Raw genomic sequence first — 26030 nt, forward strand, 5'->3', positions numbered from 1 at the left:
CCAAAAATAGTCACGGACCGCCGACATGTCGCGACCAATGGCTTTGATTGCTTTCCTCGCTACGCTCATCGCCTTGCCGGCGCTGGCGGCCGAAACGCGGCATACCGTGATCCTCAGTGGCAACAAAGCCGGTATACAAACAACGTCCGTGGCGGCGGACGGCACCCGCCAGGTCAGCTACGAATTCAACGATCGCGGCCGGGGACCGAAGCTCGCTGCTCGCATCAAGGTCAACGAAGCTGGCCTGCCGGTCTCCGTTCAAACCACCGGCAACGATTATCTGAAGGTGCCGGTGAAGGAGACGTTCTCGCTCGAGCAGGGCGTGGCGCGTTGGCATAACGATGCGGAGAACGGCGAGCGGAAGCTGACTGCGCCAGCGTTCTACATCAGCTTGCAGAGCACGCCCGAAGAAAGCGCGCTGCTTGCCAATGCGCTTTTGAAAGCAGAAGGTCATAAGTTGGCGCTCTTGCCGGAAGGGCAGGCGACGCTGCTGAAAGGAGATGAAGCGACCGTGAAGTCGTCCGTCGGCGCCCGCCGCGTGACGAGTTATGAAATCTCCGGCCTGGGCTTCGGTCCTGAAACGGTGTGGCTCGATCAAGACGGCGCCTTCTTCGCTTCCGTCAGCAGCTGGGCCTCTTTCATTCTCGAAGGCTGGGAATCGAGCGCGCCCGAGTTGCTGGAGCTGCAGAACAAGCGCAACAACGCCCGCATCCTCGACAACGCGAAAGCACTGACGCGTCAGCCCAAAGGGCCGCTCGCCATCGTCAACGCCAACCTGTTCGACTCACAAAGCGGCAGATCCATCCCGGGCTCTACCGTCCTCGTCGAAGGCAATCGCATCAAGGCTGTCGGTGCTGATGGCAAAGTCGCGATTCCTGCCAATGCCGAACGCATCGACGCTCGCGGTCGTGCGCTGCTGCCGGGCCTGGCGGACATGCACGTGCATATCAGCGAGGAGGATGGCGTGCAGCACCTGGCAGCCGGTGTGACGACGGTGCGTGATATGGCGAATGACACCGACACGCTGCTCGACTTGAAGCGTCGTATCGAAGCGGGCCAGGAAGTCGGGCCGCGTATTTTCATGTCCGGCATCATGGAAGGTCCGGGCCCGTTCGCCGGCCCGACCAAAGTCCTGATCGACAACGAAGCGCAAGCTCGCGAAGCGGTCGATAACTACGCGAAGTTGGGCTATCAGGGCGTGAAGATCTACAGCTCCATGAAGCCCGAGCTGGTTCCCGTCATCGCCAAGCTTGCTCACGAAAAGGGTTTGCGCGTCGGCGGTCACGTGCCCGCGAACATGAATGCGCGGCAGTTCATCGAAGCGGGCGCGGATGAAATGCAGCACATCAACTTCGTGTTTCTGAATTTCTTCTTCGACGAAGTGAAGGACACGCGCACGCCTGCTCGCTTTACTGTCGTCGCGCAGCGGGCGTCGAAGCTGGATTTGAATTCGAGCGAGGTGCGCTCCTTCGTGCAGTTGATGAAAGATCGCCATGTCGTGATCGATCCCACGGTGACCATCTTCCACACGATGTTCACGAGGCAGCCCGGCACCGTCGGCCCCGGTTACGCGCCCATCGCGAGCCGGCTGCCGCCGCAAGTCCGCCGCTCGCTGCTCACGGGTGGATTGCCGATTCCGAAAGGCAGCGAGCAGCAGTATCGCGACTCGGCCGATGCGTTGTTACGAATGATCAAGCTGCTGTACGACTCGGGCATCACCATCGTGGCAGGCACCGACGACCTGCCGGGGTTCACCTTGCATCGTGAATTGGAGATGTATGTGCAGGCTGGAATATCGGCGCCGGAGGTCCTGCGGATCGCGACGTTAAACGCGGCGAAAGTGCTCAAGCGCGATGCCGATCTGGGCACGATCGCGCCGGGCAAATTCGCGGATATGATCCTTGCCGACGGCGATCCGGCGCGGCGGATCAGCGATATCAGAAATACCGATCTGGTCGTGAAAGACGGCAAAGTTTACGAAGTGGCCGCGCTTTATCGCAGTATCGGCGTCCTGCCGCGCCCCCGGGCGGAACCGACTCCTTGACCGATTCGTTTCTTAGCCAGCTCACATCGGTACCCCGGCGAGGGGCGGGAGTTGGACATGTCGACTTTGAGGAACAATTTGTTGATCGCCGCGACGGTCGGATTGATGTCCGTCGGCGGCTGCGCCACCACCGGTGGCAATTTGAGCAGCTCGGCGAGCCGGCTGGAACGCAGCTCGTATGCTCTTCAAGATGAGGCTCGCGACGGCGACGCGCGTTCGGGTTTCCAGAGCGATGCTCGCGAGCTGGCCGAAGAGGCGCGGGATTTCCGCCGGACCGTCGAGGATCACCGGTCGTCGAAGGAAGATGTGCGGGAGGCTTTCAGCGATGTCTCGAGGCGCTATCATGCGATGAGAGACGAAGTGGAGCGCTCGCACAGTCGAGAGGCGGAGCGGGATTTTCAGCCGGTAACGGAGGCGTACCTGGACGTGGAGCGTGAGATGCGCGCACGTGACGACAGGCGCGATCGTTACGCGAGGGATGAATAGCGATTGCGTACTCTAAACTGCTGGCTTGTTTGTATCGCGGCGCTGGCGGCACCTCAGGTGGCCAGCGCCGATTCCATGCGCTGTGGTAAATGGGTCGTCAACGAATCGGTGACGGTCGATGAGCTGCTGAGTAAATGCGGCGAGCCGAAGCGGAAGGATGTCACTAAAGATGATGTCTACATCACCAACGTCAACGGCATGCGCGTGAAGACGGGGAATGTCGCGGTCACCGAGCGGTGGATTTATCAGGCGTCGGCGAGTGCGTTGCCCATGGCTGTTGTTATCGTTGACGGCAAGATCGTTAGTTTGACGCGCGCGGATAAGTAGTTTTTGTGATGTGGCCGGGCTGCGTTGCCCGGCCACTCGAAGCTCGTATCGATCACTCGCCCTTGCCGGCGAGCTTGTTACAGTTCTGGATATCGCGCTTGCTCATGGTCCGGCCCCGGCTCGTGTAAGCCGACAGCTCGCCCAGCGCCTCCGCCACTTTGCGGCATTCCTTCATGTACGAGTCCAGGCTGCCACGGCGGTCGCCCTTGCCCTCGCACTGATCGCCTTCACAGCGCCACGTCACGCCGGAGATTTCGGTTTCGGTGGCAGCCTTCACCGGCGTCGCAAGCGTCGCCTGGGCGGTGTACGAGGGGGCTGCCGCCGAAACGAGATTGCTCATCGCCAGAGTGCAGACCGCGACCGCACTCGCCATCGCCAACATACGCATCGTCAAATCTCCTTGAAGCACAACAGGTGCGTTGGAACGGGCGGCACTGTAGGCAGCGTGGGAGATCGAGCCAATGCATTTTTTAGAACGAGTGAAATGCCTGAGGCTCAGGAATGAGCTGCGCGTTTTGTGAGGTGCGCGCTCGCAGGGGATGTTTGTTTGCTGTAGGGAGGCTGCGTTTTTATCGGGTTTTTTCGCGAGCCGCACGGCTATGATGCACGGATTCGCGGTGTTTGTGAAGAATGATGAAAGAAGGATTAGGTGTGCAAGGTGGGGTTACATGCCTTGCGCAAAATTGATGGCGTCAGAGAGTTGACGTCGTCGCGGGGAGTGCAAAGAAACGTTTGGTAATGTAACAGAGGATGTCGCTGTCGTCGTCGGAGGCGTCGGTGGTCCGGCGTCGCCAGGGTGGGGGATCTCCTCCCCGGCACCGCGACACACGCCGGCGCTACGCTTCGCTCCCTCTCCCAGTTTCGAGCGACAGCAAGAAACGCCCAGCGCTCGTAGAGCGCGCTAGCTTGCGAACGAAGTTCGCTGGGCTGGGCTCCGCTCAAGCGTCTCGGCGGCGTCGGGAGGGTCTATCTCCTCCTGGCAGCCTCGAAAAAGAGGACCTTTTCGGGGCAGTGCGCCCAGGGGCTCGGCGGTGCCTTTGCGCGAAGCACGGCTTCGCTCCGCCGAGCGGGTGTACATGGATGTAAACCCCGGGCTTGCGCGGAGCAGGGACTGCGCAGCGCAATGGGATCAACGGGCCGAGCGATAGCGAAGGCAGTAGGGGAGCACGGTGCCAGGAGGGGATAGACCCGCACGACGACGCGAACCACCGAGTCTCTTACGTTTTGGGCATATCACTAAACAGCTCGGCTTGATTTGGCTCAGACGACTTGGACGGAGCCTGGTCCTCTTTGACGTTGCGATATCTGATAACGCCGAAAACCATCTCTTCCCACGTCTGCTCACCCCATGTGACCTCACGATTGGGGTCCGGGTTCGCCTTGTTCTGCACAGAGTTGTCGAACACCTGCGTGTAGACGATGCGCGTGCCAGCAGGAACAGTCAGGGGCTTTGCCAGGTCGTACGTCGACTGCCAGTTGAAGTCATACGCCGGGATGTTGATCAGCGTCTCCTCACGCCCGTCCGGATAGTGAGCAACGAAGCTTGACGATTTACCTCGGAAGTGCGCGTGCGGATGCAGGCTGAAAATAACCGCGTCCTGGTCGAACTTACGCTCGGCCTTCTCCACGTGATACTTGTCACCGGCCGGAATCCTCAGCTTCGTGTTGATGAAGATCATGCTTCGGAAGTTGTACTTCGGCGGGTCCTTCATGAAGTACAGCCCCATCCGCGTCACATCCGTGAGCGCCTGGCCGTTCGGCGTGTAGTGCACTTGAAAGTGCAGCTTCGATTTGGCCGGCAGCAAGATGCCGTTGTCCTTAGGCACCTGCAGCGGCTGAGCGCCGGGCACGTAGTTGTTCAGGCTGATGTTGCCGCGAGTCTCGCCGCCCGCGGACGCGATGATGTGATGGAGCACCGCTCGCTGACCCGGCAGAAAATCCACCGCCCGGACCCACACGTCATGATCGAGCGGGTTGTCGAGCTTGATGTTTTGATAGGGAATCGTGCCTGTTGCCGGCGTGGTGAACGGCGGCAGCTCGATGACCAGGTCCGGCTCGCCCAGCTCCCACTTCGGCCAATCTTTCTTTTGCGACAACAGCGGGTCCCCACCCGTGCCGCGAGGGGAACCGGCTTCGATCCAGTGAACCAGCGTCTTCGCCTGCGCCGGGCTCAAGCCGCGATCGTTGCTGAACACGCCATAGTGTGGGTCGGCGTGCCACGGCGGCATGCGCTGCGTGCGCACGACTTCGCGAATCATGGGCGAGAAGCCACGGATCATGTCGTAGTTCGTCATCTGCCAAGGGCCGATGCCGCCTTCGCGATGGCACACCACGCACTTCTGCACCAGCAGCGGCGCGATCTCCTTTTCATAGGAAATATTCGCGTGCGCGCTGCGCTTGTCGCGCTCCGGCATCTTGATCGCACAGCCTTGGGCGGCAGTCGCAGCGGGCGCGGCCTTGCCGGCGATCACCGCATCGAGCGCGCCGCCGACGCCACTGGCATTACCGCGATAGGCGATTTTCCAGCCCTTGGGGTTCAGAACCAGCACTTCGCCATTGTTAGTGAGATTCAGCGATTCGCCGACCAGTTGCGCGCCGTCGAGCAGGATGGGCAGCTTGATGCCGGCCTGCGTCGCTTCCTTGGCGACGGTCGCCAGCGAATCGTTCAGATTCGAATTGATCGCCAGGAAGGTCACGCCCTTCGATTCATAGTTACCTTGCAAGGCCTGCACAGCGGTGGCCGCCTGGCGGGAGGCGTCGCAGCCGTTGCCCTGGGCGAGCAGGACGACCGCCTTCATGTCGGAGAGATAGTAGAGCTCGTGAGAGACGCCCTGGTGATCCGTCAGGCGAAAATTGTCCGCGACATCGGCGGCGGCCAGGAGCGGTGGGCTCAGCAGAAACGTCGACAGCAGGAGCCCGGCACGATGAAGGTGGCGCATGTGAATTCCATTTAACGACTTTGGCCAGCAGGAAGTGTGCGTTGGGGCGTGCGGGCTTGTCCACGCGTCGGCCGGGTCAAAAGGCGTGTGAAACGGGTTCCTTAATAAATCTTATGTGTGAGCTGCGACGGGGTCGTGTTGACCTATCGATACAATTTCGCGACAGCTGCGTGACGCGTCACAAATCGACGAGGTGGGGGATGAACAAGGGATTGCTGAATACCGTCGCGGTGGCGCTTGCGGTGGTCACCGTGGCGGCGCATTCGGGGGAAACCTCGAGCCGCCGATATCAGCCGCCGCGGCTCGCGGACGGCACGCCTGATCTGCAAGGCGTGTGGACCAACGCCACGGCGACACCGATGGAACGCTCGGTCGAGCTGGGGACGCGTCGTGCATTCACCGATGCAGAGGCGGCGGCAATCAGCAAAGCGGCGATCGCGGCGGTCGAGGCCGATGCCAGGCCGAGCGATCCGGATAAGAAGATCGAAGCGGCTGCATCGTTGCCGCCGGTGGGCAATTACAACTTGTTCTGGACGGATCGTGGCATGAGCGTGGCGACGATCGATGGGGAGCATCGAACGTCGATGATCATCGAACCGCTCGACGGCCGCATACCGCCGCTCACGGAAGCCGCGCAGAAGCGGATCGCGGCGACGAAGATCGGTCGCTCGAGCGATGGGCCGGAGGGCAGGGCGCTCGGCGAGCGATGTTTGCTGTCGTTCGGTTACGCGTCGGGGCCGCCGATGCTGCCGGTCATGTACAACAGCTACTACCAGATCGTGCAATCGCCCGGCTACGTGATGATCCTGGTCGAGATGGTTCACGACGCGCGTATCATCCGCATCGATGACAAGCACGTGCCGGGCGCGGTGCGAAAGTGGATGGGAGATTCGGTCGGGCATTGGGAGGGCGACACGCTCGTGGTCGAGACGCGCAACTTCCGCCCGGAGCAGAATTTCCGGGGCTCCTCCGAAGATGCGGTGATCACCGAAAGATTTACGCGAGTCGCGAGCGACCAGATCGTCTATCGCTTCACGGTCGACGATCCCGCGACGTTCACGTCGCGTATCACGGGGGAGCTGCCGTTCGTGCCGGTGGACGCCAACATTTACGAGTACGCTTGTCACGAAGGTAATTACGCGCTGCCGGGCATCCTGTCGGGAGCGCGCGAGGAAGAGAAGGCTGCGGCGGCGAAAGAATGATTCAACACAATCGATGGTGGTCCCTGTGGCTGGCTGCGTGTGCGCTGCTGCTTTCTTCGGCGTCGTTCGCCAGCGAGATCGTCACTCGCGAGTTCAAATCGAATGCGCTGGGGCGAGCATGGAAGTACGAGGTGTATTTGCCCACCGGCTACGAAACGTCGCGGCTCCGCTACCCGGTGCTGTATCTGCTCCATGGCAACGGCGGTGCCGGTCGCGATTGGGTCGATAAGGGCAAGGTTCAAAGCGTGGCCGATGGCTTGATCGCGAGCGGCGACATGCCCGCTGCGGTGATCGTGATGCCGGACGCCGGCGTCACTTGGTACGTCGACCGCAAGGAGAAGATGGAAACGGCCGTGATCCGCGACCTGTTTCCGGAAGTGGAGCGGAACCTGCGGGTGTTGAGCTCGCGAGAAAGCCGGCTGATCGGCGGCTTGTCGATGGGCGGCTACGGTTCGCTGCGTTTCGTGCTGAAGTATCCGGAGATGTTCGCGGCCGCGGCGCTGTTATCGCCGGCGATCTACGTGCCCCTGCCGCCGACGAATTCGGGCGCGAGAAAGGTGGGAACGTTTGGCGAGCCGGAGTTCGACGAACAGGTGTGGAAGAACTTGAACTATCCGACGCTGTGGCAGGGGTATCTGGAGAAGAAGATGCCGGTGCCGATGTATGTCAACTCGGGCGACGATGACGAGTTCATGATCGAGGCCGAGGCGACCAAGTTGTATTCGCTGCTCAGGTCGAATCAGCAGCCAGCGGAGTTGCGCATCGTCGACGGCGGGCACAACTGGGCGATGTGGGGTAGTACGCTTGGCGACGCAATGAAGTACGTGTTTCGCTACGCCGCCAAGCCCGCCTCCGGCGAGTAACTACGCCCGCGCCAGCACGCTTTGATACCTCGCGTACAGGAAGTAAACGATGATGCCGATGACGTTCCAGATCACGAACGTCAATTTCGTCACACCCGGCAGGCTCACAAACAAATAGGCGCAGCCGAGAATCGCGGCCCACGCAATCAGCGTCGCCGCCGGCGTGCGGAACGGTCGCGGCGCGTTGGGCGCGTTGTTTCTCAGCACGAGCATGCACACGGCAACCGCGATGAAGGCCACGAGCGTTCCCGCGTTGGCGACTTCGGCGATTCGTTGCAGCGGCAGGAACCCGGCGATCACCGCAACGATCACGCCCGTGATCATGGTCATGAGCGCCGGGGTGCCCGACGACTCACTCACGACACTGAGACGCTGCGGTAACAGCCCGTCGCGTGCCATCACGAAGAAGATGCGGGACTGGCCATACATGAAGGCCATGATCACGGTCGGCAACGCGACGATGGCGGCCATGCCGATGAACTTCGCGGCGCCGGGATGATTCAAATTGCGTAATACCATGGCCAGCGGCTCACCGCTGGCGGCGAGCGCGTCGGTGGGCGAGCCACCGATCGCGGCGGCGGCGACGACCATGTAGATGATCGTGCAGGCGACCATCGAGCCGATGATGCCGATCTTCAAATCGCGGCCCGGATTCTTGGCTTCCTCGGCTGCGGTCGACACCGCGTCGAAGCCGTAGAACGCGAAGAAGATCACCGCGGCCGCGCCCATCATTCCGTACTTGGCGCCTTCGATCTCGGTCGCGCCGAAGCCGTGCGGAGCGAAGGGTTCGAAGTTGCCGGCGTTGAAGGCGGGAATGGCCAGCAGAACGAAGGTCGCCAGCGCAATCAGCTTCACGACCACCAGAATCAGATTGACCGTCACGCTTTCACGCGAGCCCAGTGCCAACAGCCCGGCGACCGCCAGCGAGATGACGATGGCCGGCAAGTTGATCACGCCACCGGCGGCGGGCCCGGCGAGCAACGCGTCTGGAAACGGAATGCCCAGCGCGTGAATCATGCCGGCGGCATAGCCGGACCAGCCGACCGCGACGACGCTGCAAACGACGGTGTATTCGAGGATGAGCGTCCAGCCGACGAACCACGCCGGCAATTCGCCCAGCGCCACGTAGCTATAGGTATAGGCGCTGCCGGCCATGGGCATCATCGTCGACATCTCGGTGTACGCCAGCGCCGCGCATGCGCAGACCAAGCCGGCGACGACGAACGAGAGAATGACGGCAGGACCCGCGAGCCCGGCGCCGACGCCGATCAACGTGTAGATGCCGGTGCCGACGATGCCGCCGATCCCCAAGCTCATCAAATGCAGCCAGCCCAGCGTCGGCCGGAGCGCGCTATGCGACTGCCTGGCGCTGACGGACTCGAGACTCTTGCGGCGGTTCCAAAAGGCCATGGCGCTCCCCGGGGTTCGTGTCGCCATATTGTAATGGTACAGGCCCACATTCCGTCACGCGGGCTGCTGTTATCATTCGGTCACTATGGCTTCAGTACACAACCAGGATTATTCGGACCCGTTGGTGGTGATGGCGCTGCCGCTGGAAAGCCAGGGCGTGTTCGAGCGCGCCGGCATCCCGGTGCTGTATACCGGCATCGGCAAAGTCAACGCGACGTACTCGCTGACGCGACGGCTGGGTGAGTACGCTCGCGCCGGTGTGCCCATGCCGAACGTGATCAACTTCGGCACGGCCGGCAGCCGGCGTCATCGCACGGGCTCGGTCCTGGAATGTCACACCTTCGTCCAGCGCGATATGGATGTGACCGGTCTCGGGGTGCCGCTCGGAGTCACGCCGTTCGAAGAGATTCCGGCGCGCCTGGAGTTTCCACGCTTGTTCCCTCAGTTGCCAGGCGGTGAGTGCGGCAGCGGGGACTCGTTCGTGATGAGCGAAATCGCCATGGAATGTGACGTCATGGACATGGAAGCGTACGCGCTCGCCAAGGTGTGCTTGCTGGAGCGGGTGGCATTCACCTCCGTGAAGTATGTGACCGACGGCGCCGATCACGCCTCGGGCCAGGACTGGAAAACCAATCTGAAGCTCGCGGCGGATCAGTTCCTGGTGTTGTATCGACGCTTTTTCGGCGAGCCCTGAGTCGTCAGGGCGACGGCGTTGCCGAGGCCGGCTTGGCTTTCGGCTTGAACGCGAGCAGCACGTTGCCGGGCATCTGCCCGAACATTCCATAGCCCGAGCTCACAAACAGCATGCCGTTGGCCGCGACGATCGTCGCGTTGTCGATGGCTCCGCCGCTCGCCGTCACGCCGTTGAATGTGTCGTAGCTGCGTGCCGTGTCGAACTTAAACAGCAGCTCGCCGGTCTTCGCATCGAATGCATGTAAGAACCCGTCGAGGCTGCCGCTGACCACGGCGCCATCGATCACCGTGGGTGCGCCGGAGAAGCCAATATTCGTCGCGCACGCCTTCACCAGCTCGGCGCGCTTGCCAGTGCAATCGGGTGTCGCGGCGTAACTCCATTCAACCGCACCAGTATCGACGCGCACAGCGTTCAAGCCAGGCTTCTGCGAACCATCGGCCTTTGCAGCCGACGCGTACGGTCGATTGATCGGCGCGAATACGCGCGTGCCGTCGTAAGCGATGCCCCAATGAATGCCGCCGAGCGGCGAGCCTTCGCCGAAATCCTGACGCCACACCAGCTTGCCGTCGCGATCCGGATCGAGGGCCCACACGGTGCCTGCTTTCTGGCCGGCGAGTAATACATCCGAGCCGTCGGCTCGTTGCGCGATGATCACTGAAGCGCCGAAGTCGACATCACGATGCACGGAGCTCTTCGGGCAATTCAACCCATTCCGGTTGCGTGCGCAAGCGGTGAGAAAGATATCGTTCTCGGTGGCCTGGAACGACCAGCGGATGTGGCCGTCTTTTAGATCGAGCGCGAGAATTGCATCTGTCGTCGGCGCCGCGGGTTCCGAGGTCGCCTCACCCGTGCCGACGTAGAGCACGCCACGTTTCGCATCGATGGCGGGCGAAGTCCAGATGGGCGCGCCCGACGGGCCATAGATCATCTTGCCGTCGCCACGATCGCGCACCGGCTTTGCTTCTTCCATCGTGTGCGTGGTCCAGATCTTTTTGCCAGTCATCGCGTCGAGCGCAGTGACGGCGCCGTGCGTGCGACAACATTCGTGATCGTCGTTGCCGCCGAGCGAGATCTCATATTGTGAGATCGGCACGTAGACGCGATCGCCATGAATTGCCGGCGTGCCCGTGGTCAGCGACAACGGATACAAGCCAACCGATTGGATCCACACCAGCTGACCGGTGGCGGCGTCCAGCATGTGCACCTTCGATGCCACATCGCTGAACACGATTACTTTGCGACCGTTGGGCAGCTGGCCGAAGGCGGCGCTGGTTCGCAGCGGTGTTTCGTGCGAGTAAACCCATTGCACGCACGGTGGGCCGGAGATATCGATGGCGAAGGCGCGCTGCGCATCGGCGACCGGCAGGAACAAGGTCGTGCCGACGACGGCCGGTTGCGCTCGCATCGACGTGGCTTTGGGAAACCCCATGGCCCAGGCGAGCTCGAGATTGCGCATGTCGGCGGTGCGCAGTCCGGTCTGGGCGGCGGTGAGGTGTCGATGATTCTTGGGATCGAAGCCGAAGCCGGCCACGGTCGCCGGGGCATCGAGTTTTACTTTTCGGCGCTCAGGCGCGCACATCGCGGTCGACAGCCATTCATCCGAGGTGGCTTCGCGACCGACCAGGTAATCGATCACCGCCGCCTTTTGCGTGTTGTTCAGCGCCGACGCCTGGACCTTCATCTTGCCTTCGTTCAAGGCGTACAGGATGGTTTGGTAGCGCATCGCCTTGAGCGTATCGAGGGCGGGCGCCCGCGTGGCCTCGGGATGGTCGTGGCAGGCCGCGCAGCTCTGCTGATAGACGGCCTTGCCGGGATGGGGCGTTTCCATGGCCGCCTGCGCCTTGGCCAGGGCGGCGGAATCGGCAGCAACCGGCGGTTTCGCACCTTCCTGAGCGCGGGCCGGTGCGCCTGACAGGACCAGTGCTCCGATCAGTACAGTCCATGTTGAAGCTTTAACAAGCATCTTATTGATCCCCCCTTGCAGCCACTATTAGAGTCACGCCCCGGCGCGGCCGCCACATAAGATTTGTGTGGGGCGCGATGGGCATACCTCCTGCATGTGGGTTGGCATTGGGAGGAACGAAATAAATGACGATTCGCAGACGGGCCGCTGCAGTTACGCTCTTGCTTTGCCTGGCCGCCGGTGCGCTGGCTGCCGAGCGTCCTGCCGATATTTCGCTGGTTCCCTGGCCCGCCAGCGTGGAGCCGCAGGGCGGCTCGCTCACGCTCGATTCCCAGACTCAAGTGGTTTACGACGGCGATGCGCGCGTGCGCGCGGTCGCGCACTACTTTGGTGAGTTGGTCGAGCGCACGCGAGGATTGCGCCCCGTGATCGTTCAGGGTTCGGCCCAGGGCGCACCGAAGCGCTCCGTTGTCTTTTCATTGGGCGGCCCGGCCGGCGCGGCTCCGGAAGCCTATGTGCTCGATGTCTCCTCCAAGGTGGCGCTGGTCTCGGCGGCGGATCCTCGTGGCTTGTTCAACGGCGCCGTGACGTTGTGGCAGCTGGCCAGCCTGCAATCGACGGTCGTACCGGAAGTGCGAATTCCCGGCATCCGGATCAGCGATGAGCCGCGCCTGCGCTGGCGGGGGCTGTTGCTGGATTCGGCGAGTCAGTATCAGTCGGTGGCGTTCATCAAGCGCTACATCGATTTCATGGCGCTCCACAAGCTGAACGTCCTGCATTGGCATCTGGTGGACGACCAGGCGTGGCGGCTGCAGATTCCGAAATATCCCAAGCTGACCGGCGGACAGAGTTCTTATTCGGCCGACGACGTGCGCGAGATCGTGGAGCATGCGGCGGCTCGCAACGTGATGGTCGTACCCGGGCTCGAGATGCCAGGTCATGCGACCGCCGCGGTTACAGCGTATCCGGCGCTACGTGCGTCGGACTCGCCGGTCGCGGGCTCGAATCTCTATAACATCGAAGACGAAACGTTTGTTTTCTTCGATGCCGTGTTCGCGCAGGTCGCGTCGCTGTTTCCGGCTGACTACATTCACATCGGCGCCGGCGACGTGTCCAAGGATCAGTGGAAGCAGTCGAGCAGCGTGCAAGCTCGCATGCGTGAGCTCGGCATCGTCAACGAAGTCCGCTTGCAACGATATTTCTTCGAGCGCATCAGTGAGCTGTCGAAGAAACATAAGCGTCGCATCGTCGGCTGGGACTCGATCTTCGGCGGCGGCGTGCCGGCGGACTCGGTGATCATGACGGCGCGCGGCCTGGATGGCGCGTTGGGCCCGGTCGCTTCAGGCTTCGATGTGGTGGTCTCATCGGCGAGTCAGCTGAGTTTCAATCGTCCGCAAAGCGCGGCGTTGAACGAGCGCGCCAAGTCGGGCGAAATTCTCAGTCTGGGCGATGTGTATCGGTTCGATCCGGCACCCGCTGCGTTATCGGCGCAGGATCGGAGTCGGTTGATCGGCGTGCAGGGCAATGTGTGGACCAGCACGGACGGCAACGAAGAAGCCATCGAGCTGATGACCTTTCCGCGCGCCGCGGCGCTGGCCGAAATCGGCTGGACGCCGTCAGCTCAATTGCGCTGGCCCGATTTCCAGCCTCGCATGGTCGCAATGCTCGGCCGTTACTCACGCCTGGGCGTTCGCTTCAGCGACGCGGCGTTTCGCGCGATGGCGTTCAAGCGAGGCGAGTCCGGCGGACGTGTGTCCGTCGAACTCGCCAAGCAAGTGCCCCTCGGCGAGATCCGCTACACCATCAATGGCACGGAGCCAACCGCGAAGTCACAGGTCTACACAGACGTCTTCGATGTACCACGCGCCACCGTGATCAAGGCGGCGGTGTTCTACAACGGTGAGCCGCTGTCCCGAACCACCGCGATCGATGTCAACTCCGACATCGCGGGTGGTTCGATGTAGTGATGACAATCAGCCGGTGCCGTCCAGCTCCGTCGCTTGTGCGACGGACACTGCGGTCGGCGTTGCCGTATCGGTGTTGTACATCACGCGATACAGCTTCCAGCCCTGGCCGCGATTGCGCCACACGTGCAGGTATTTGCCTTCCTCGACATCCGAGCCGCGCCGCACATCGCGTACCCGATAGTGGCCCTGCTCGATCGCGATGTCGTTCCGGACCATGCTCATATCGGCTTCGGTGTTGAACGACACCACCGGCGTCATCTGATCCTTCAGAAACGCCGAGATGCCCTCGCGACCGGTGATCGCAGGTCCTCGCTCCGGCAGAATCTGGGCATCGTCATCGAACAACGCCAGGGTGGCGTTGAGATCGTCCTGATTGAAAGCCCGCTCAAACGATTGCACGACGGATTTGGGTAAGGACTCGCTGTGCGTGCTGCAGCCCCCGAGCGTAACGCCGGCCAGTGCGGCACCGAGCGTCAGCATCGTCCGTGAGAAACAAGACACAGTGTTCATGATCGTTCCCCCACTGCTTCGTCAACTCGTCTCCTTCCGAGTAGGAAGAATATTCCCGTCTGCTCGATGCGTCACCCCGAGGATATCCGCTAGCGGCCCAGTCACACGGTTGCAAGATTCATCTGCTGATCGCTGCGCCACTTCTTGTTTCGGGTTATTCTCAATACGTGGTTGATGCGAACATCGTCGCAAGGATGGCGCGAACGATGCGCCGGCGGGAGGAATGATATGTCTCTGTATGGCCTGTTGGTTTTTTCTGCGGTGTATTTACTTGCGGTGGCGTCGCCCGGTCCTGGCGTTGCAGCGGTGGTCGCACGCTCGCTCGCAAAAGGCACTCGCGGCGCGCCGGCATTCATCGCAGGCTTCCTGGTGGGCGATCTCATTTGGTTTGCATTTGCAGCAACGGGCCTCGCCGCGCTGGCGCAGAGCGCGCATACCGTGTTCGTCGTGGTGAAGTATGCGGGCGCAGCATATTTGTTGTTCCTCGCGTACAAGCTGTGGACGGCCCCGGCCAAGCCCGTTTCCGACGAAGGGCCCGATCTGGAGGAGAAGGGCCAGAAGCCGTTTCAACTGTTCCTCGGCAGTCTGGCGCTGACGCTCGCGAACCCCAAGACGATGGTGTTTTTCCTCGCACTGTTGCCGACAGTCGTGCCGCTCGAAAAGATCACACTGATCGGCTTCGCTGAAATGGTCGTGGCGATTGTCTTCCTGTTGCCGCTGACGCTCGGCGCTTATGTGGTGCTCGCGGCTCGCGCGCGTCGCGTCTTCAAGAGCGCGACGGCGATACGCAGAATCAATCGTGGCACAGGTGCCGCGATGGCTTGCGCCGCCGTCGCAGTGGCTACACGTTAAAAGGTGTAGTTGACTCTCCCGTACACGAAGCGCCCGGCACGACCGAACGGCGAGTAATTCGAGTACGACTGCGTGCCGGTGGGATTGTTGATCGGTGGCAGCGGATCGGGATACTCGTCGGTGAGGTTGTCGGCGCCGAGCGCGAGCTTGATGTGGTCGGTGATCGCCAGGCGCGCTTCGACGTCCACCAGGGTCTGCGGCGACAACGTGAAGTCCAGCGCCGGATTCGCATCCGGCGACAGCACTTCGCCGTAGCGAGTCGCGCGCAGCGTTGCTCCCCAACCGCCGAGCGACCAGTTGATTGCCGCTGCGTACTTGTTCTCCGGCGTCCCTTTCTCATAGCTCAACACGTTGAAGCGATTGAACAGGACCGGCGGCGTGGGCAACGCCGACAGCTGCGGCGTCGTCGGGACTTTGGTGACATCCGTGGAGTTGAAGTTCGCCGTCACGGTGAAGTCGAAGCGGCCCGCCGATTGCGTCGACCACGGATAACTCACGACGACGTCGACACCTTCGGTCGTCGTGTCGACGCCGTTGATGAAGAAGCGGGCGCCGCTGATGCCGACGAAACCCAGGCTGTTGAGATAGTTCACGACGTCGGACGACGTGAGGTTCTCCGACAGCACGATGCGATCCTCGATATCGATGCGGTAGGCGTCGACGGTGACCATCAGATCGCCGAGGCGCACGACGGCACCCAGTGAGTAGTTCAACGACTCTTCCGCGTCGAGCGGCTTCGCGCCCAATGCAATCGCTGCCGGGTTGTTCACCGGGAAGGTCGCGATGTCGAACGGAACGCCGCTGATGACGTTGGTCGACGTAGTCGAGAAGTACTGTTGTTGCAACGATGGCGCCTTGAATCCATTCTGCACGGAGGCGCGCAACGCGAACTGGTCGGTGAAGTCATAACGCAACGACAGCTTGCCGGCGAGATTCTCACCGAAGTCCGAATAGCTCTCGCCGCGCACCGCCACTGACGCCAGGAACTTGTCCGTGACGTTCGCTTCCAGATCGACGTAGGCGCCGACAGCGGTGCGGTCTTCGTCCACTTCGTTCTCGGGACGGAAGCCAGGAAACACTTGCGCGCCGGGTTGGGTCCCGTTGCCGTTGGGCAGGCGGGCACCGCCGTTTCGATAGGAGTCCGGCTCGCCGGCGTGAATGCTGAATGTTTCTTGTCGCGCTTCGACGCCGACCGCGATGTTGAGCGGCGAGGCGAGACCGACGTCGACAGTGCGCACGCCGGAAATATTCATCGTCAATTGATCGTAGTCGAAGCCGCCGGAGTCGAACGTCGTCTTGGTGGCCAGGCCGAGCGAACGGTTCAACGAGTGCCGCACCTCGTAATCCATTTCGTTGCGGCCGTAGGTCAGCGACGAATCCATGGCCCAGGGGCCGAGTTGCCAGCTCACACCGAAAGCCGCCGAAACGTCGACGACGTCTGGTGCGATCAGCGGCAGGAAGCCGTCGGGATAAATCTCCGGAATATTGCGAGGGTCGCTGGCGATTCGATAGAAGCCCGCCGACACCGCTTCGCGATCCTGCCAGCTGGCCCAGCCATACATCGTCGCGCCGCTCGCTACTTCATACTCTGCGTTCACGAACACGGTTTTTTGATCCAGCTCAGGCTCGCCGTACCAGGAGTTGTAGCGATTGAAAGTCGCTTCGCGGGGATCGAAAGCGCCATTCACCAGCGAATACTGTTGACGCATGTCATAGCCGCCGCGCTCGGTGTGCTCCTGATCTTTGTACTCAGCGGCAACGACTACCGAGCCTTTACTGCCCAGGGGCAGGCCTTTCCATGCGGACACCGTCAATGTTTCGCCGTCAGACCGGTCACGACTGAGCTTCGGCGGCGAGGAGTAATTCGCGCCGTCGGGTGCGGCGGCAACGAGCACGTCATAACGGGTCTCGCGCCATCCATACGTGACGCCGGCGTCGCCGCCATCGCTGTTGGTGCGCAATCGAAGATTGATCACGCCAGCGATCGCATCCGATCCGTACTGCGCCGACGCGCCGTCGCGTAGCACCTCGACCGATTGAATGATTGCATTCGGAATGGTGTTCAGATCGACCGCGGTGGAGCCGCGACCGATGCTGTTGTTGATGTTGATCAGCGCGGACTGATGGCGACGTTTGCCATTCACCAGCACCAGAGTCTGATCGGGTGCGAGACCGCGCAGCGTGGTGGGGCGCACCGTGTCGGTGCCGTCATTCAAGCCGGGACGTGGAAAGTTGAACGAGGGCACCGTGACCGAGAGTGCCTGACTCACTTCGGAGACACCCAAGTTTTGCAATTGCTCGCCGCTGACTACGTCGATCGGGACCGCGGTGTCCAGGGCCGAGCGATTCGCGACGCGAGTACCGGTGACGACGACTTGTTCGATCTCGGTGTTGCCTGCGTTTTGCGCCGTCACTGGCGCAGTCAGTAGCAGCAGGGGCAGGCTGACGAGCAAACGAAACGAGCCGCAAGAACCGTTGTTGTCCATTTGTAACTCCGGAACGATGGGCCAGCGCAGGGTGTAATACGCTTGTTAGCAAATGGCAACAGGCAGGGTGCATTACGCGTCCGATGCGACGGACGCGATCTCGTTCAGAAATTCTTCCCCAACTACGGAACGACTATTTGCGTTCGTGCATTTGCATGCGTTGCGTATAACTTTTGCACATGCGTTGCTAACAGTATCGGCGGTTGTATGCGGATCTTTGTGACTGGCGCTACGGGATTCATCGGAGCGCACTTTGTCGAACGAGCCCTCGCGGAAGGCCATGATGTCGTGGGCTTGTATCGGACCGACGGGGCCAAGCATCGCGCGGTGATAGAACGGTTACGCTCGCACGGCGCCTCGCTTCGGCACGGAGATATTCTCAACCCCGAATCGTTTGCCGACACGCTGAAAGGCGCCGACTGCGTTTGTCACTTCGCCGCGGCGTTCCGCGAGTCGGGGGCCGACGATGCCTACTTCCAGAGAATGAATGTCGAGGGCACGTCGAATGTCGCACGTGCCGCCGCCGCGGCCGGGATCAAACGTTTCGTTCATTGCGGGACCGCTGGCATTTACGGTCAGCGCGTCGCCGGCACGATCAGCGAAAGCACGCCGATCCGTCCCTGGAACAGTTACGAGCGCAGTAAGCTCGCCGCCGACAAGCGCGTGAGAGAGATCGCGAGCGATGCCGGCATGGAGTTCGTCATTCTCCGGCCCACCGCGGTTTACGGACCGCGTGACGAGCGATTGCTGAAGCTGTTCCGCTCGGTGCAGAAGGGACGATTCCCGCTGTTCGGTGCCGGCGATGGGCGGCGTCACATGATCTATGTGACCGATCTCGCCGATGCGTTCCTGCGAGCCTGCACGGCGCCAAAGGCCGGGAACCAGGAGCTGATCATCGCGGGCCCGAAAGCGGTCCCGCTGCGGGAGATGTTACAAACGATTGCGCACGCCGCGAATCGTCCTGTCTTCGGGCCGCGCCTGCCATTGAAGCCGATGCTCGCACTGGCCGCGGTGGTCGAGGACACGTGCAAGATGCTCAAGATCCATCCGCCGATCTATCGTCGGCGGATGGATTTCTATCTGAACGACGCCGCCTTCGATTCGCGACGGGCCCAGGCGGTGCTGGGCTGGCAGCCCAAGGTCGATCTGGCGGAAGGGTTTGCCGCAACGCTGAGCGCGTTGCGGCAGGAAAGGCAAGGCACGGCCGTCACCGTGGCGCAGGCGCTGGTATTTCTCACATTGATTTCGATACTGGCGCCCGATCTGTGAAGGTCGCTGCTACTGAGGCAGCAGCGACTGATACACCAGGCTCGCGAACTTCTCGCGGAAGTCGACGCCGTTCGGCATGAGCTGAATCATCAGCACGACCACCAGGCCCGACGTGGGATCGACACGATAGTTGGTGCCGTAAGCACCGCCCCAACCGAATGAGCCTGGCGCTTCCATGCCGCTCGCGCCGAAACTCTCGACGGTCTCGAAGCCGAAGCCGAATCCCATGCCGGGCTTGTTATAGATGTCGCCGATCTGATTGGTGGTCATGAGCGCGACGCTGCGTGGGGCAAGAATGCGCGCGTTGCCGAGCGTGCCGCCGTTGCGGATGGCTTCGAGGAAGCGAGCGTAATCGCGAGCGGTCGAGAGCAGACCAGCGCCGCCTGAGAAGCTGCGGCGAGGACCCTCGACGTAGTGGCCTTGTCCCTTGGGATCGTTTGCAGAGCGCGCAATCTTTCCATTCGGACCTGTGCCATAGACGGCGGCCAGCCGGGCGCGCTGGTCCTTCGGCAAATAGAAGTTCGTGTCCTTCATGCCCAGCGGCTGGGTGATGTTCTTGCGGATGTATTCATCCAGCGGCACGCCCGAGGCGCGCTCGACGACGCAGCCGAGAATGTCTGTGTTGTAGCCGTACACGAAGGCTTCGCCCGGTTGAGCCATGAACGGCAGCGAGCCCAGCTTCTCCATGGTCGTGCAGATGGGCTCGTTCTTATCGGCGGTGTACCAGCCGACACCCGCGGCGGGCCCGAGTCCTTTCGCCCGGTACTGCTCGGCGATCTCCGGGTTCGTGCCATAGGAGATGCCGGCGGTGTGAGTCAGCAGGTCGCGCAAGGTAATGGGACGTTTCGCGGGCACGGCGCTGCCGTTCACCATCACCGTGGTCTTGGCAAATTCGGGAATGTATTTGCTGACCGGATCGGTAACCACGAGCTTGCCTTGTTCCTGCAATTGCAGGATGGCGGTGCTGGTCAGCGCCTTGGACTGCGAGGCGATCCGGAAGATGGTATCGACGGTCATGCGCGTGCCCGCTTCCTTGTCGGCCCAGCCGGCGGCGTGTTCATACACGGGCTGGCCGTTTTGCAGAATCAAAGCGACCGCGCCGGCGATCAGATTCTCGTCGACGTACTGTTGCATCAACGTATCGATTTTCTCCAGGCGCTCTTTCGAGACGCTGGTGGCGGCGCTGACCTGGGCGCGGGCGCCGTTGGGTGCGGTCCAGCTTTCCGATTGCGGTGTCTCGGCGAACGTGGCGCTGCCGAGCAGGGCGGCCAGCAATGTCGTCATTAACAGTGGCGTGCGCATTCAGTGTCCTTGTGCTGTCCGAAGATGAACGGGCAGTCGATTCTACTGATAACGCAGACAAAAAAAGAGCCACCGCCGCGAGCCCCGCGACGATGGCTTCCGGGAAAACGATGTTGATCAGTGGCCCTGATTCGTGTGGGTGTCCGGGCCTGGATTCACGTGAGGTGCGAAGTCTCGAGCATCAAGGGCGCGGCACGATCGCGATGTCGAACACACCGCCGGTGAGCGGCGCGCTCGAGCCCGGCAGCGCCGCCGGCTGACCGCGCTTCACCACCACTTTCTGCGTTCTGCCCAGGGGCAGGTTCGGATCGATCTGCGACAGATCGATGGAGAACAGCAGGCGCGTGGTCTGGCCGACCAGGAAGTTGTTGCCGGCGGAGTCGGTGTAGATATCGAAATCCGTGGTCGGCGACATGTTCAGGGCATTGCCGTACTCATCGACGAACGAGCCGATGGTCTGCAACAGGCCGCTGCCGGTGTTGGAGCTGCCGGTGGCGTTCTTGTTGGAAATGGTCACGAGCGTGTCCAGGTCGTGATCGACCATATAGAACAGCGTCGCGGTCGCGCCGTTGAAGTTGTTGTTGTACGCGCCGCCGACCAGCTCCGGATCCTTGCCGAAGTTCACGTCGCCCTGCGCATAAGTGAATTTGGTCTGGACCGCGGTGGTGTTCAGGTTGCCGCCGTTGGCGCCGTTCACGACCGCGATGTTCTGGTCGTTGCTGCCAGCGATACGCAACGCGTTCAGCACGGGATTGAAGTCCACCAGCGCGCCGAAGCCGCCGGTGAAGCGCGGGCTGACCTGACTGACCTTGGTGCTCGCGCCGAAGTAACGGGTTGAGAGATCGATGGTGTACAGGCCGCCGCGATCGGTCAGGCCGTACAGCAGACCGTCGGCCGGGCGGAAGTCGATGCCGATGAGATTGCCGCCGTCGGAAACGTCGACGCGGCCGCCGCGCACATACGAAGTGGCACCGGGCTTGAGGATGTACAGCGAGTTGTCGCTGGTGAGCGCATACAAACGCGAGTTGGGGAGCGTGACGCCTTTCGCGATACCGCTCGTCGCCACCGCCGTCGTCGTTTGCGCACTGACGATGGTTACGCCGAGCAGCGATGTGGCCATCGCCACTGCGGCCCATGCCGCTGATGTCCTTGTCGATCTCATGACTTTTCGACCTCTGGTGAATTAACAGTCCAAGATGGCCGCGTGGTCGGTGCCGTCGCGGGAGAGCTGCGATGCTCTCGATGCCAATATTCGGTAATGCAGCAGAGATCGGATGCAGTGTTACGTCGATGTTATTGACAAGCATCGTGTGCGGACGAGATAAACGCGCTCCGTTTGTGACGTTCAGTTTGTCAGCGTGACGTCAGCTTCGAGTCATGCTGAGGTCAGTCGAATTCGTCAGTGTGGTTCCCTCGGGGGAATCGTTTTCGGAGGTCGTTGTGAGTTCAGTGTTCACGCGTCGGGAAGTTCTTCAGGGCGGCGTTGCCGCGGGCGTCGGTCTTGCGCTGAGCGGCGCTATCGCTGAAGCAGCCGACCTTCCTCAGATCACCAAGCCCATACCTTCCACGGGCGAGAAGTTGCCGGTGGTGGGTCTTGGCACCAATCAATACAGCGTCACGGCACCCGAAGAGATCGCCGCGCGACGTGAAGTGCTCGAGAATTTCCCCAAGCTCGGCGCGAAGGTGATCGACACCGCGCGCGGCTATGGCGAGTCCGAAGTCGTCATCGGCAATCTGCTCAAGGAGCTGGGCAATCGCGATCAGATCTTCCTCGCGACCAAGACGCCGAATCGTGGCGACCCGAAGGCGGGCGACGGCGAGCTGGAGCTCGCGTTCCAGCGCCTGCAGACCGATCGCATCGACCTGCTGCAGATTCATAACTTCAACGGCATCGAGGCGCTGTTCCCGAAACTGCAGGAGTGGAAACAGGCCAAGAAGGTTCGTTACATCGGCATCACGACCTCGACCGACGATCAATATCCGCAGGTGGTCGACGCGCTCAACAAGTTGAAGTTCGATTTCCTGCAGATCGACTACTCGATCGACAATCGCGGCTCGGAAGAAAAGATTCTGCCGCTCGCGAAAGAGAAGGGTGTCGCGGTGCTGACGAACGTGCCGCTTGGCGGCCGTCGCGGCAGCGTGCTCGCGAAGGTGCAGGGCAAGCCGCTGCCGGCCTGGGCGGCCGATTACGATGCGACCAGTTGGGCGCAGCTCTTCCTGAAGTACAACATCTCGCACCCGGCCGTGACGGCGGTGATCCCGGGCACGACCAAGCTCACGCACTTGAAGGACAACCAGCTCGCCGGCCGCGGCCGTCTGCCGGATGCCAAGGGTCGCAAGAAGATCGAAGACTTGTGGGCCACGCTCTCGGCGTGACCCTCTAATAAGAAGCTACTGCAGGTGGGGTTGCAGCCAGCGTAGCAACCCCCCGAGCTCCATCGCGCCGGACTGCCGCGCGATCTCCCGGCCCTGCTTGAATGCGATCAGGGTCGGGATGCCTCGAATGCCGAAGCGCGACGACAACGACGGCTCGTTATCCGAGTTGACCTTCGCGAACCGCGCTTTAGTCGCCAGCCGTCGAGACGCCTCCTCGAAGTGAGGCGCCATCATCCGGCAGGGGCCGCACCAGGGCGCCCAAAAATCCACGATCAAGGGGAGGTCGCTGCGGGTCAGGTGCCGGTCGAACGCCGCAGCGGTCAATTCCAGCGGATGCCCCTCGAAGAGGGCGTGATGACATTTCGGACACTTCGGCCCTTGCTCCAGGCGGTCGGCGGGTATCCGCACTACGGAATCGCAATGACCGCACACCAGGTGGATGCCGGCGGCGGAGGTCGTGGATTGGCTCATGAGGTCTGTATTACGCGTCGGGCAGGTCTCCTGAGTAATGGGGACGACAAAAATCGCATACAAGCCCGCAAGCAGGCCCGCTTTCGAGCACAATATGCGTCTCCCCAAGCTCCATTGACCCGAAGCCGACCCCGGACGGGCGGCGCATGACCGATAGCGCATGAAAGATCTCACTCAAGGTTCCATCGCCGGACATCTGGTCTCACTCGCGGTCCCCACAGCGGCGGGCATGCTGTTCCAGACCCTCTATTACTTCGTCGACCTGTACTTCGTGGCCGCGCTGGGCGACGCCGCGGTGGCGGGCGTCAGTGCCGCCGGCAACGTCATGTTCATCGTGCTGGCCCTGACTCAGGTGCTCGGCGTCGGCACGGTCGCGCTGATCTCGCACGCGGTGGGGCGCAAGGATCAGCAGGACGCCAACCTGATTTTCAATCAGTCGCTGGTGATCGCGGCCCTGTGCGGCTTGTTCGTGCTGGTCTTCGGCTATCTCCTGGCCGGGCCGTACCTGAGCGCGGTCGCCGCTGACGCCGCGACGATCGAGGCGGGCCGCGCCTATTTGTTCTGGTTCTTCCCCGGACTGGCGCTGCAGTTCGCACTGGTTGCTATGTCGTCCGCATTGCGCGGCACCGGTATCGTCAAACCGACCATGATCGTGCAGGTGCTGACGGTGTTGCTCAACACCGCGCTCGCGCCCGTGCTCATCGCTGGTTGGGGCACGGGCCACGCCATGGGCGTCGCGGGCGCCGGCCTGGCGAGCACAATTGCGATCGCGGGCGGCGTGGTGCTGTTGTCGATTTATTTCGGGCGGCTGGAGAAGTATGTCTCCTTCCATCCCGAGGAATGGCAGCCGCGCATCGCGGTGTGGCGTCGGATGCTCAACGTCGGCTTGCCGGCGGGCGGCGAGTTCGCGCTGATGTTTCTTTATACCGCCATCACCTACTGGGCGATTCGCGACTTCGGCGCCGCGGCCCAGGCCGGCTTCGGCATCGGCTCACGCATCATGCAAGGCATCTTCATGCCGGCCATGGCCATCGCGTTCGTGGTCGCGCCGATTGCGGGCCAGAACTACGGCGCCAAGCGCATGGAGCGGGTGCGTGAGACGTTCCGTGTTGCCTCTGTGCAATGCGTGGGCATCATGCTGGGCATCATGGTGCTGTGTCAGTGGCGGCCGGAAGCGCTCGTCGCCTTCTTCTCGCACGACCCCGAGGTTATCCGCGTCGGTGCGTTGTTCCTGCACCTGATCTCCTGGAACTTCGTGATGAGCGGCTTGATCTTCACCTGCTCGGGATTGTTCCAGGCGCTAGGTAATACGGTGCCGGCGCTGCTGAGCTCGGCTTCGCGCTTGGTTGTCTACGCGGTGCCGCTGGTGTGGCTCACCTCACAACCGGGCTACGACATCGAGCACGTCTGGTACCTGTCGATCGCGGCGAGCGCCGTGCAGGCGGTGATCAGCGTGACGTTGCTCCGGAAGCAGATGCGCCAGCAGCTTGGCTCACCTGCGACTCAGCCGGCGTAACTCGCCAGATACAGTTGCCGACGTCGTCGGCCACTAACAACGCGCCATCGCGGCTGACCGCCACTCCCACCGGTCGGCCGCGCGCTTCGCCGTGCTGGTTGACGAATCCGGTGAGCACGTCTTCGGGCATTCCAATGGGACGGCCATTGGCAAAAGAAACAAACACCACCTTGTACCCGCTGCGCGGCTCGCGATTCCACGAGCCGTGCATCCCGACGAACGCGCCATTGCGATATTTCTCGGGCAGCAAGTCGTCCTTATAGAATGTCAGCCCCAACGATGCGGTGTGCGAGCCCAGCCCATAGTCCGGCACGATGGCCTTCGCGACCAGATCGGGCCGCTGTGCTTCGACGCGCTCATCGACGTTCTTGCCCCAATAGCTGTATGGCCAGCCATAGAAGCCGCCGTCCTGCACTGAGGTGAGATAGTCGGGCACGAGGTTGTGACCGATCTCATCGCGCTCGTTCACGACTGTCCACAACACACCACTCTGCGGCTGCCAGTCCATGCCATTCGGATTACGCAGTCCACTGGCGAATACTCGCGTCGCACCCGTGGCCGGATCGATCTCCCATATCGCTGCACGTTTCTCTTCCGCCTGAATGCCGTTCTCTGCGACGTTGCTGTTCGAGCCCACGGTGGCGTAGAGCTTGTCGCCCTTCGGATTGGCGATCAGATTCTTGGTCCAATGATGATTGATTGGCCCACCGGGCAGGTCGGCGAGCTTCATTCCATTCTCTTTGATTTCCGTGACGCCTTGCGTGTAGTTGAAGCGCATCACCGCGTCCGTGTTCGCGACATAGAAATAGTTACCCATGAGTGCCATGCCGAAGGGTGAGTTCAATCCTTCGATGAACTTCGCTTTGATCTCCGGCTGACCGTCGCTGTTGGCATCCCGTAGCAACGTGATCCGATTCGCGCTTGCAGTTTTCGCACCGGCTTTCTTCATCGCTTTACCTTGGAAATAAGCTTTGATGCCTTTGCCATCGTCAGGTCGCTCGGGCGCGTTTGTTTCGGCGACCAATACATCACCGTTGGGAAGCACATAGAGCCATCGCGGATGATCTAGATCGCACGCGAATCTTGATATAGCCAAGCCTTTTGCTGGCGTCGGTGCTTCGTCGAGTTTCCACGGCTTCGCTTTAGCGACGTGCACTGTGGGGATGAGCGATTTGTCCGGCGCGGGGAGCTCGGGGTTGGCGCCGTAGCCTTGGTCGGGGGACATTTGGGTTGTGACTTCGGCGGCGTTCGTCGCGAGGGCCGCTGCAAGTAGAGATGTAGTGAAAGATGCAGTGGCGGTTTTTGTAGGGGTGCGCATGACAATGGTCCCACGGGGGAGGGAGTTGTTAGGGGAAGGGTTGGGGGTGGGGAGGAGTTCCGGGGCACGAGCTCCTCGATGACCTTGAACTGGGC

At 61.8% G+C, this 26030-nt stretch carries 21 protein-coding genes; 11 read left to right on the forward strand and 10 right to left on the reverse strand.

Features of this window, described 5'->3' with window-relative positions; genetic code table 11:
* Positions 1 to 25 precede the first annotated feature (25 nt).
* Genes ACFPN2_RS20165 through ACFPN2_RS20175 form a run of 3 tightly spaced genes read left to right on the forward strand, consistent with a single transcriptional unit; the run spans position 26 to position 2857 of the window.
* Positions 26 to 2044, forward strand: a complete 2019-nt coding sequence (locus tag ACFPN2_RS20165) for an amidohydrolase family protein (protein ID WP_380599757.1) — start codon at positions 26 to 28, stop codon at positions 2042 to 2044.
* A 57-nt stretch (positions 2045 to 2101) separates the two neighbouring features.
* Positions 2102 to 2530, forward strand: a complete 429-nt coding sequence (locus ACFPN2_RS20170) for a hypothetical protein (protein WP_380599759.1) — start codon at positions 2102 to 2104, stop codon at positions 2528 to 2530.
* Positions 2531 to 2533: 3 nt separating this feature from the next.
* Positions 2534 to 2857, forward strand: coding sequence for a DUF2845 domain-containing protein (locus ACFPN2_RS20175; RefSeq protein ID WP_380599761.1), 324 nt, complete (start codon positions 2534 to 2536; stop codon positions 2855 to 2857).
* Positions 2858 to 2909: 52 nt separating this feature from the next.
* Here the strand turns inward: ACFPN2_RS20175 and ACFPN2_RS20180 are convergent, their stop codons facing one another.
* Both ACFPN2_RS20180 and ACFPN2_RS20185 read right to left on the reverse strand, forming a co-directional pair.
* Complete coding sequence (locus ACFPN2_RS20180; RefSeq protein WP_380599763.1) at positions 2910 to 3245, reverse strand: DUF8200 family protein; 336 nt, start codon at positions 3243 to 3245, stop codon at positions 2910 to 2912.
* An 829-nt stretch (positions 3246 to 4074) separates the two neighbouring features.
* Positions 4075 to 5796 carry a redoxin domain-containing protein gene (locus ACFPN2_RS20185; RefSeq protein WP_380599765.1) on the reverse strand — a complete coding sequence of 574 codons (1722 nt, stop codon included), beginning with the start codon at positions 5794 to 5796 and terminating at the stop codon, positions 4075 to 4077.
* Positions 5797 to 5996: 200 nt separating this feature from the next.
* Between ACFPN2_RS20185 and ACFPN2_RS20190 the strand changes: the two genes are divergently transcribed.
* Together ACFPN2_RS20190 and ACFPN2_RS20195 are read left to right on the forward strand one after the other, a co-directional pair.
* Complete coding sequence (locus ACFPN2_RS20190) at positions 5997 to 6998, forward strand: hypothetical protein (protein WP_380599767.1); 1002 nt, start codon at positions 5997 to 5999, stop codon at positions 6996 to 6998.
* On the forward strand, positions 6995 to 7861 hold the full coding sequence (locus tag ACFPN2_RS20195; RefSeq protein WP_380599769.1) for an alpha/beta hydrolase: 867 nt from the start codon (positions 6995 to 6997) through the stop codon (positions 7859 to 7861). The genes ACFPN2_RS20190 and ACFPN2_RS20195 overlap by 4 nt, the downstream gene beginning before the upstream one ends.
* Here the strand turns inward: ACFPN2_RS20195 and ACFPN2_RS20200 are convergent, their stop codons facing one another.
* Positions 7862 to 9271 (reverse strand): amino acid permease, encoded by a 1410-nt coding sequence (locus ACFPN2_RS20200; protein ID WP_380599771.1) that lies wholly within the window; start codon positions 9269 to 9271, stop codon positions 7862 to 7864.
* 85 nt (positions 9272 to 9356) lie between these two features.
* Between ACFPN2_RS20200 and ACFPN2_RS20205 the strand changes: the two genes are divergently transcribed.
* On the forward strand, positions 9357 to 9965 hold the full coding sequence (locus ACFPN2_RS20205; protein ID WP_380599773.1) for a phosphorylase family protein: 609 nt from the start codon (positions 9357 to 9359) through the stop codon (positions 9963 to 9965).
* 4 nt (positions 9966 to 9969) lie between these two features.
* Here ACFPN2_RS20205 and ACFPN2_RS20210 read toward each other — a convergent pair whose 3' ends face one another.
* Complete coding sequence (locus tag ACFPN2_RS20210; protein WP_380599775.1) at positions 9970 to 11928, reverse strand: outer membrane protein assembly factor BamB family protein; 1959 nt, start codon at positions 11926 to 11928, stop codon at positions 9970 to 9972.
* Positions 11929 to 12053: 125 nt separating this feature from the next.
* Here ACFPN2_RS20210 and ACFPN2_RS20215 point away from each other — a divergent pair, with 125 nt between their 5' ends.
* Positions 12054 to 13832 carry a beta-N-acetylhexosaminidase gene (locus tag ACFPN2_RS20215; RefSeq protein WP_380599777.1) on the forward strand — a complete coding sequence of 593 codons (1779 nt, stop codon included), beginning with the start codon at positions 12054 to 12056 and terminating at the stop codon, positions 13830 to 13832.
* 9 nt (positions 13833 to 13841) lie between these two features.
* On the opposite strand, the gene ACFPN2_RS20220 is transcribed toward ACFPN2_RS20215, so the two are convergent.
* The gene (locus ACFPN2_RS20220; RefSeq protein WP_380599779.1) at positions 13842 to 14345 is read right to left on the reverse strand and encodes a YybH family protein; all 504 of its coding nucleotides are present in this window, start codon (positions 14343 to 14345) and stop codon (positions 13842 to 13844) included.
* 228 nt (positions 14346 to 14573) lie between these two features.
* Between ACFPN2_RS20220 and ACFPN2_RS20225 the strand changes: the two genes are divergently transcribed.
* Positions 14574 to 15197, forward strand: a complete 624-nt coding sequence (locus ACFPN2_RS20225; protein WP_380599781.1) for a LysE family translocator — start codon at positions 14574 to 14576, stop codon at positions 15195 to 15197.
* Here the strand turns inward: ACFPN2_RS20225 and ACFPN2_RS20230 are convergent.
* Entirely contained in the window at positions 15194 to 17683 is a 2490-nt protein-coding gene (locus ACFPN2_RS20230; RefSeq protein WP_380599783.1) for a TonB-dependent receptor plug domain-containing protein, read from the reverse strand. The two genes, ACFPN2_RS20225 and ACFPN2_RS20230, sit on opposite strands and share 4 nt — an antisense overlap.
* A gap of 219 nt (positions 17684 to 17902) precedes the next feature.
* On the opposite strand from ACFPN2_RS20230, the gene ACFPN2_RS20235 reads away from it, so the two are divergent.
* Complete coding sequence (locus ACFPN2_RS20235; RefSeq protein WP_380599785.1) at positions 17903 to 18952, forward strand: NAD-dependent epimerase/dehydratase family protein; 1050 nt, start codon at positions 17903 to 17905, stop codon at positions 18950 to 18952.
* Between the two features lie 9 nt (positions 18953 to 18961).
* On the opposite strand, the gene ACFPN2_RS20240 is transcribed toward ACFPN2_RS20235, so the two are convergent.
* Together ACFPN2_RS20240 and ACFPN2_RS20245 are read right to left on the reverse strand one after the other, a co-directional pair.
* The gene (locus tag ACFPN2_RS20240; protein ID WP_380599787.1) at positions 18962 to 20254 is read right to left on the reverse strand and encodes a serine hydrolase domain-containing protein; all 1293 of its coding nucleotides are present in this window, start codon (positions 20252 to 20254) and stop codon (positions 18962 to 18964) included.
* 181 nt (positions 20255 to 20435) lie between these two features.
* Positions 20436 to 21374: a DUF4394 domain-containing protein gene (locus ACFPN2_RS20245; RefSeq protein WP_380599789.1), complete on the reverse strand. Its 939-nt coding sequence runs from the start codon at positions 21372 to 21374 to the stop codon at positions 20436 to 20438.
* A 320-nt stretch (positions 21375 to 21694) separates the two neighbouring features.
* On the opposite strand from ACFPN2_RS20245, the gene ACFPN2_RS20250 reads away from it, so the two are divergent.
* Positions 21695 to 22630, forward strand: coding sequence for an aldo/keto reductase (locus tag ACFPN2_RS20250; protein ID WP_380599791.1), 936 nt, complete (start codon positions 21695 to 21697; stop codon positions 22628 to 22630).
* A 15-nt stretch (positions 22631 to 22645) separates the two neighbouring features.
* Here the strand turns inward: ACFPN2_RS20250 and trxC are convergent, their stop codons facing one another.
* Positions 22646 to 23101 carry a thioredoxin TrxC gene (gene trxC / locus ACFPN2_RS20255; protein ID WP_380599793.1) on the reverse strand — a complete coding sequence of 152 codons (456 nt, stop codon included), beginning with the start codon at positions 23099 to 23101 and terminating at the stop codon, positions 22646 to 22648.
* Between the two features lie 160 nt (positions 23102 to 23261).
* Here trxC and ACFPN2_RS20260 point away from each other — a divergent pair, with 160 nt between their 5' ends.
* Entirely contained in the window at positions 23262 to 24617 is a 1356-nt protein-coding gene (locus ACFPN2_RS20260) for an MATE family efflux transporter (protein ID WP_380599796.1), read from the forward strand.
* On the opposite strand, the gene ACFPN2_RS20265 is transcribed toward ACFPN2_RS20260, so the two are convergent.
* Positions 24550 to 25935, reverse strand: a complete 1386-nt coding sequence (locus tag ACFPN2_RS20265; protein ID WP_380599798.1) for a PQQ-dependent sugar dehydrogenase — start codon at positions 25933 to 25935, stop codon at positions 24550 to 24552. The two genes, ACFPN2_RS20260 and ACFPN2_RS20265, sit on opposite strands and share 68 nt — an antisense overlap.
* Positions 25936 to 26030 lie beyond the last annotated feature (95 nt).

Source organism: Steroidobacter flavus, from assembly GCF_042651805.1.
Taxonomy (GTDB): Bacteria; Pseudomonadota; Gammaproteobacteria; order Steroidobacterales; family Steroidobacteraceae; genus Steroidobacter; species Steroidobacter flavus.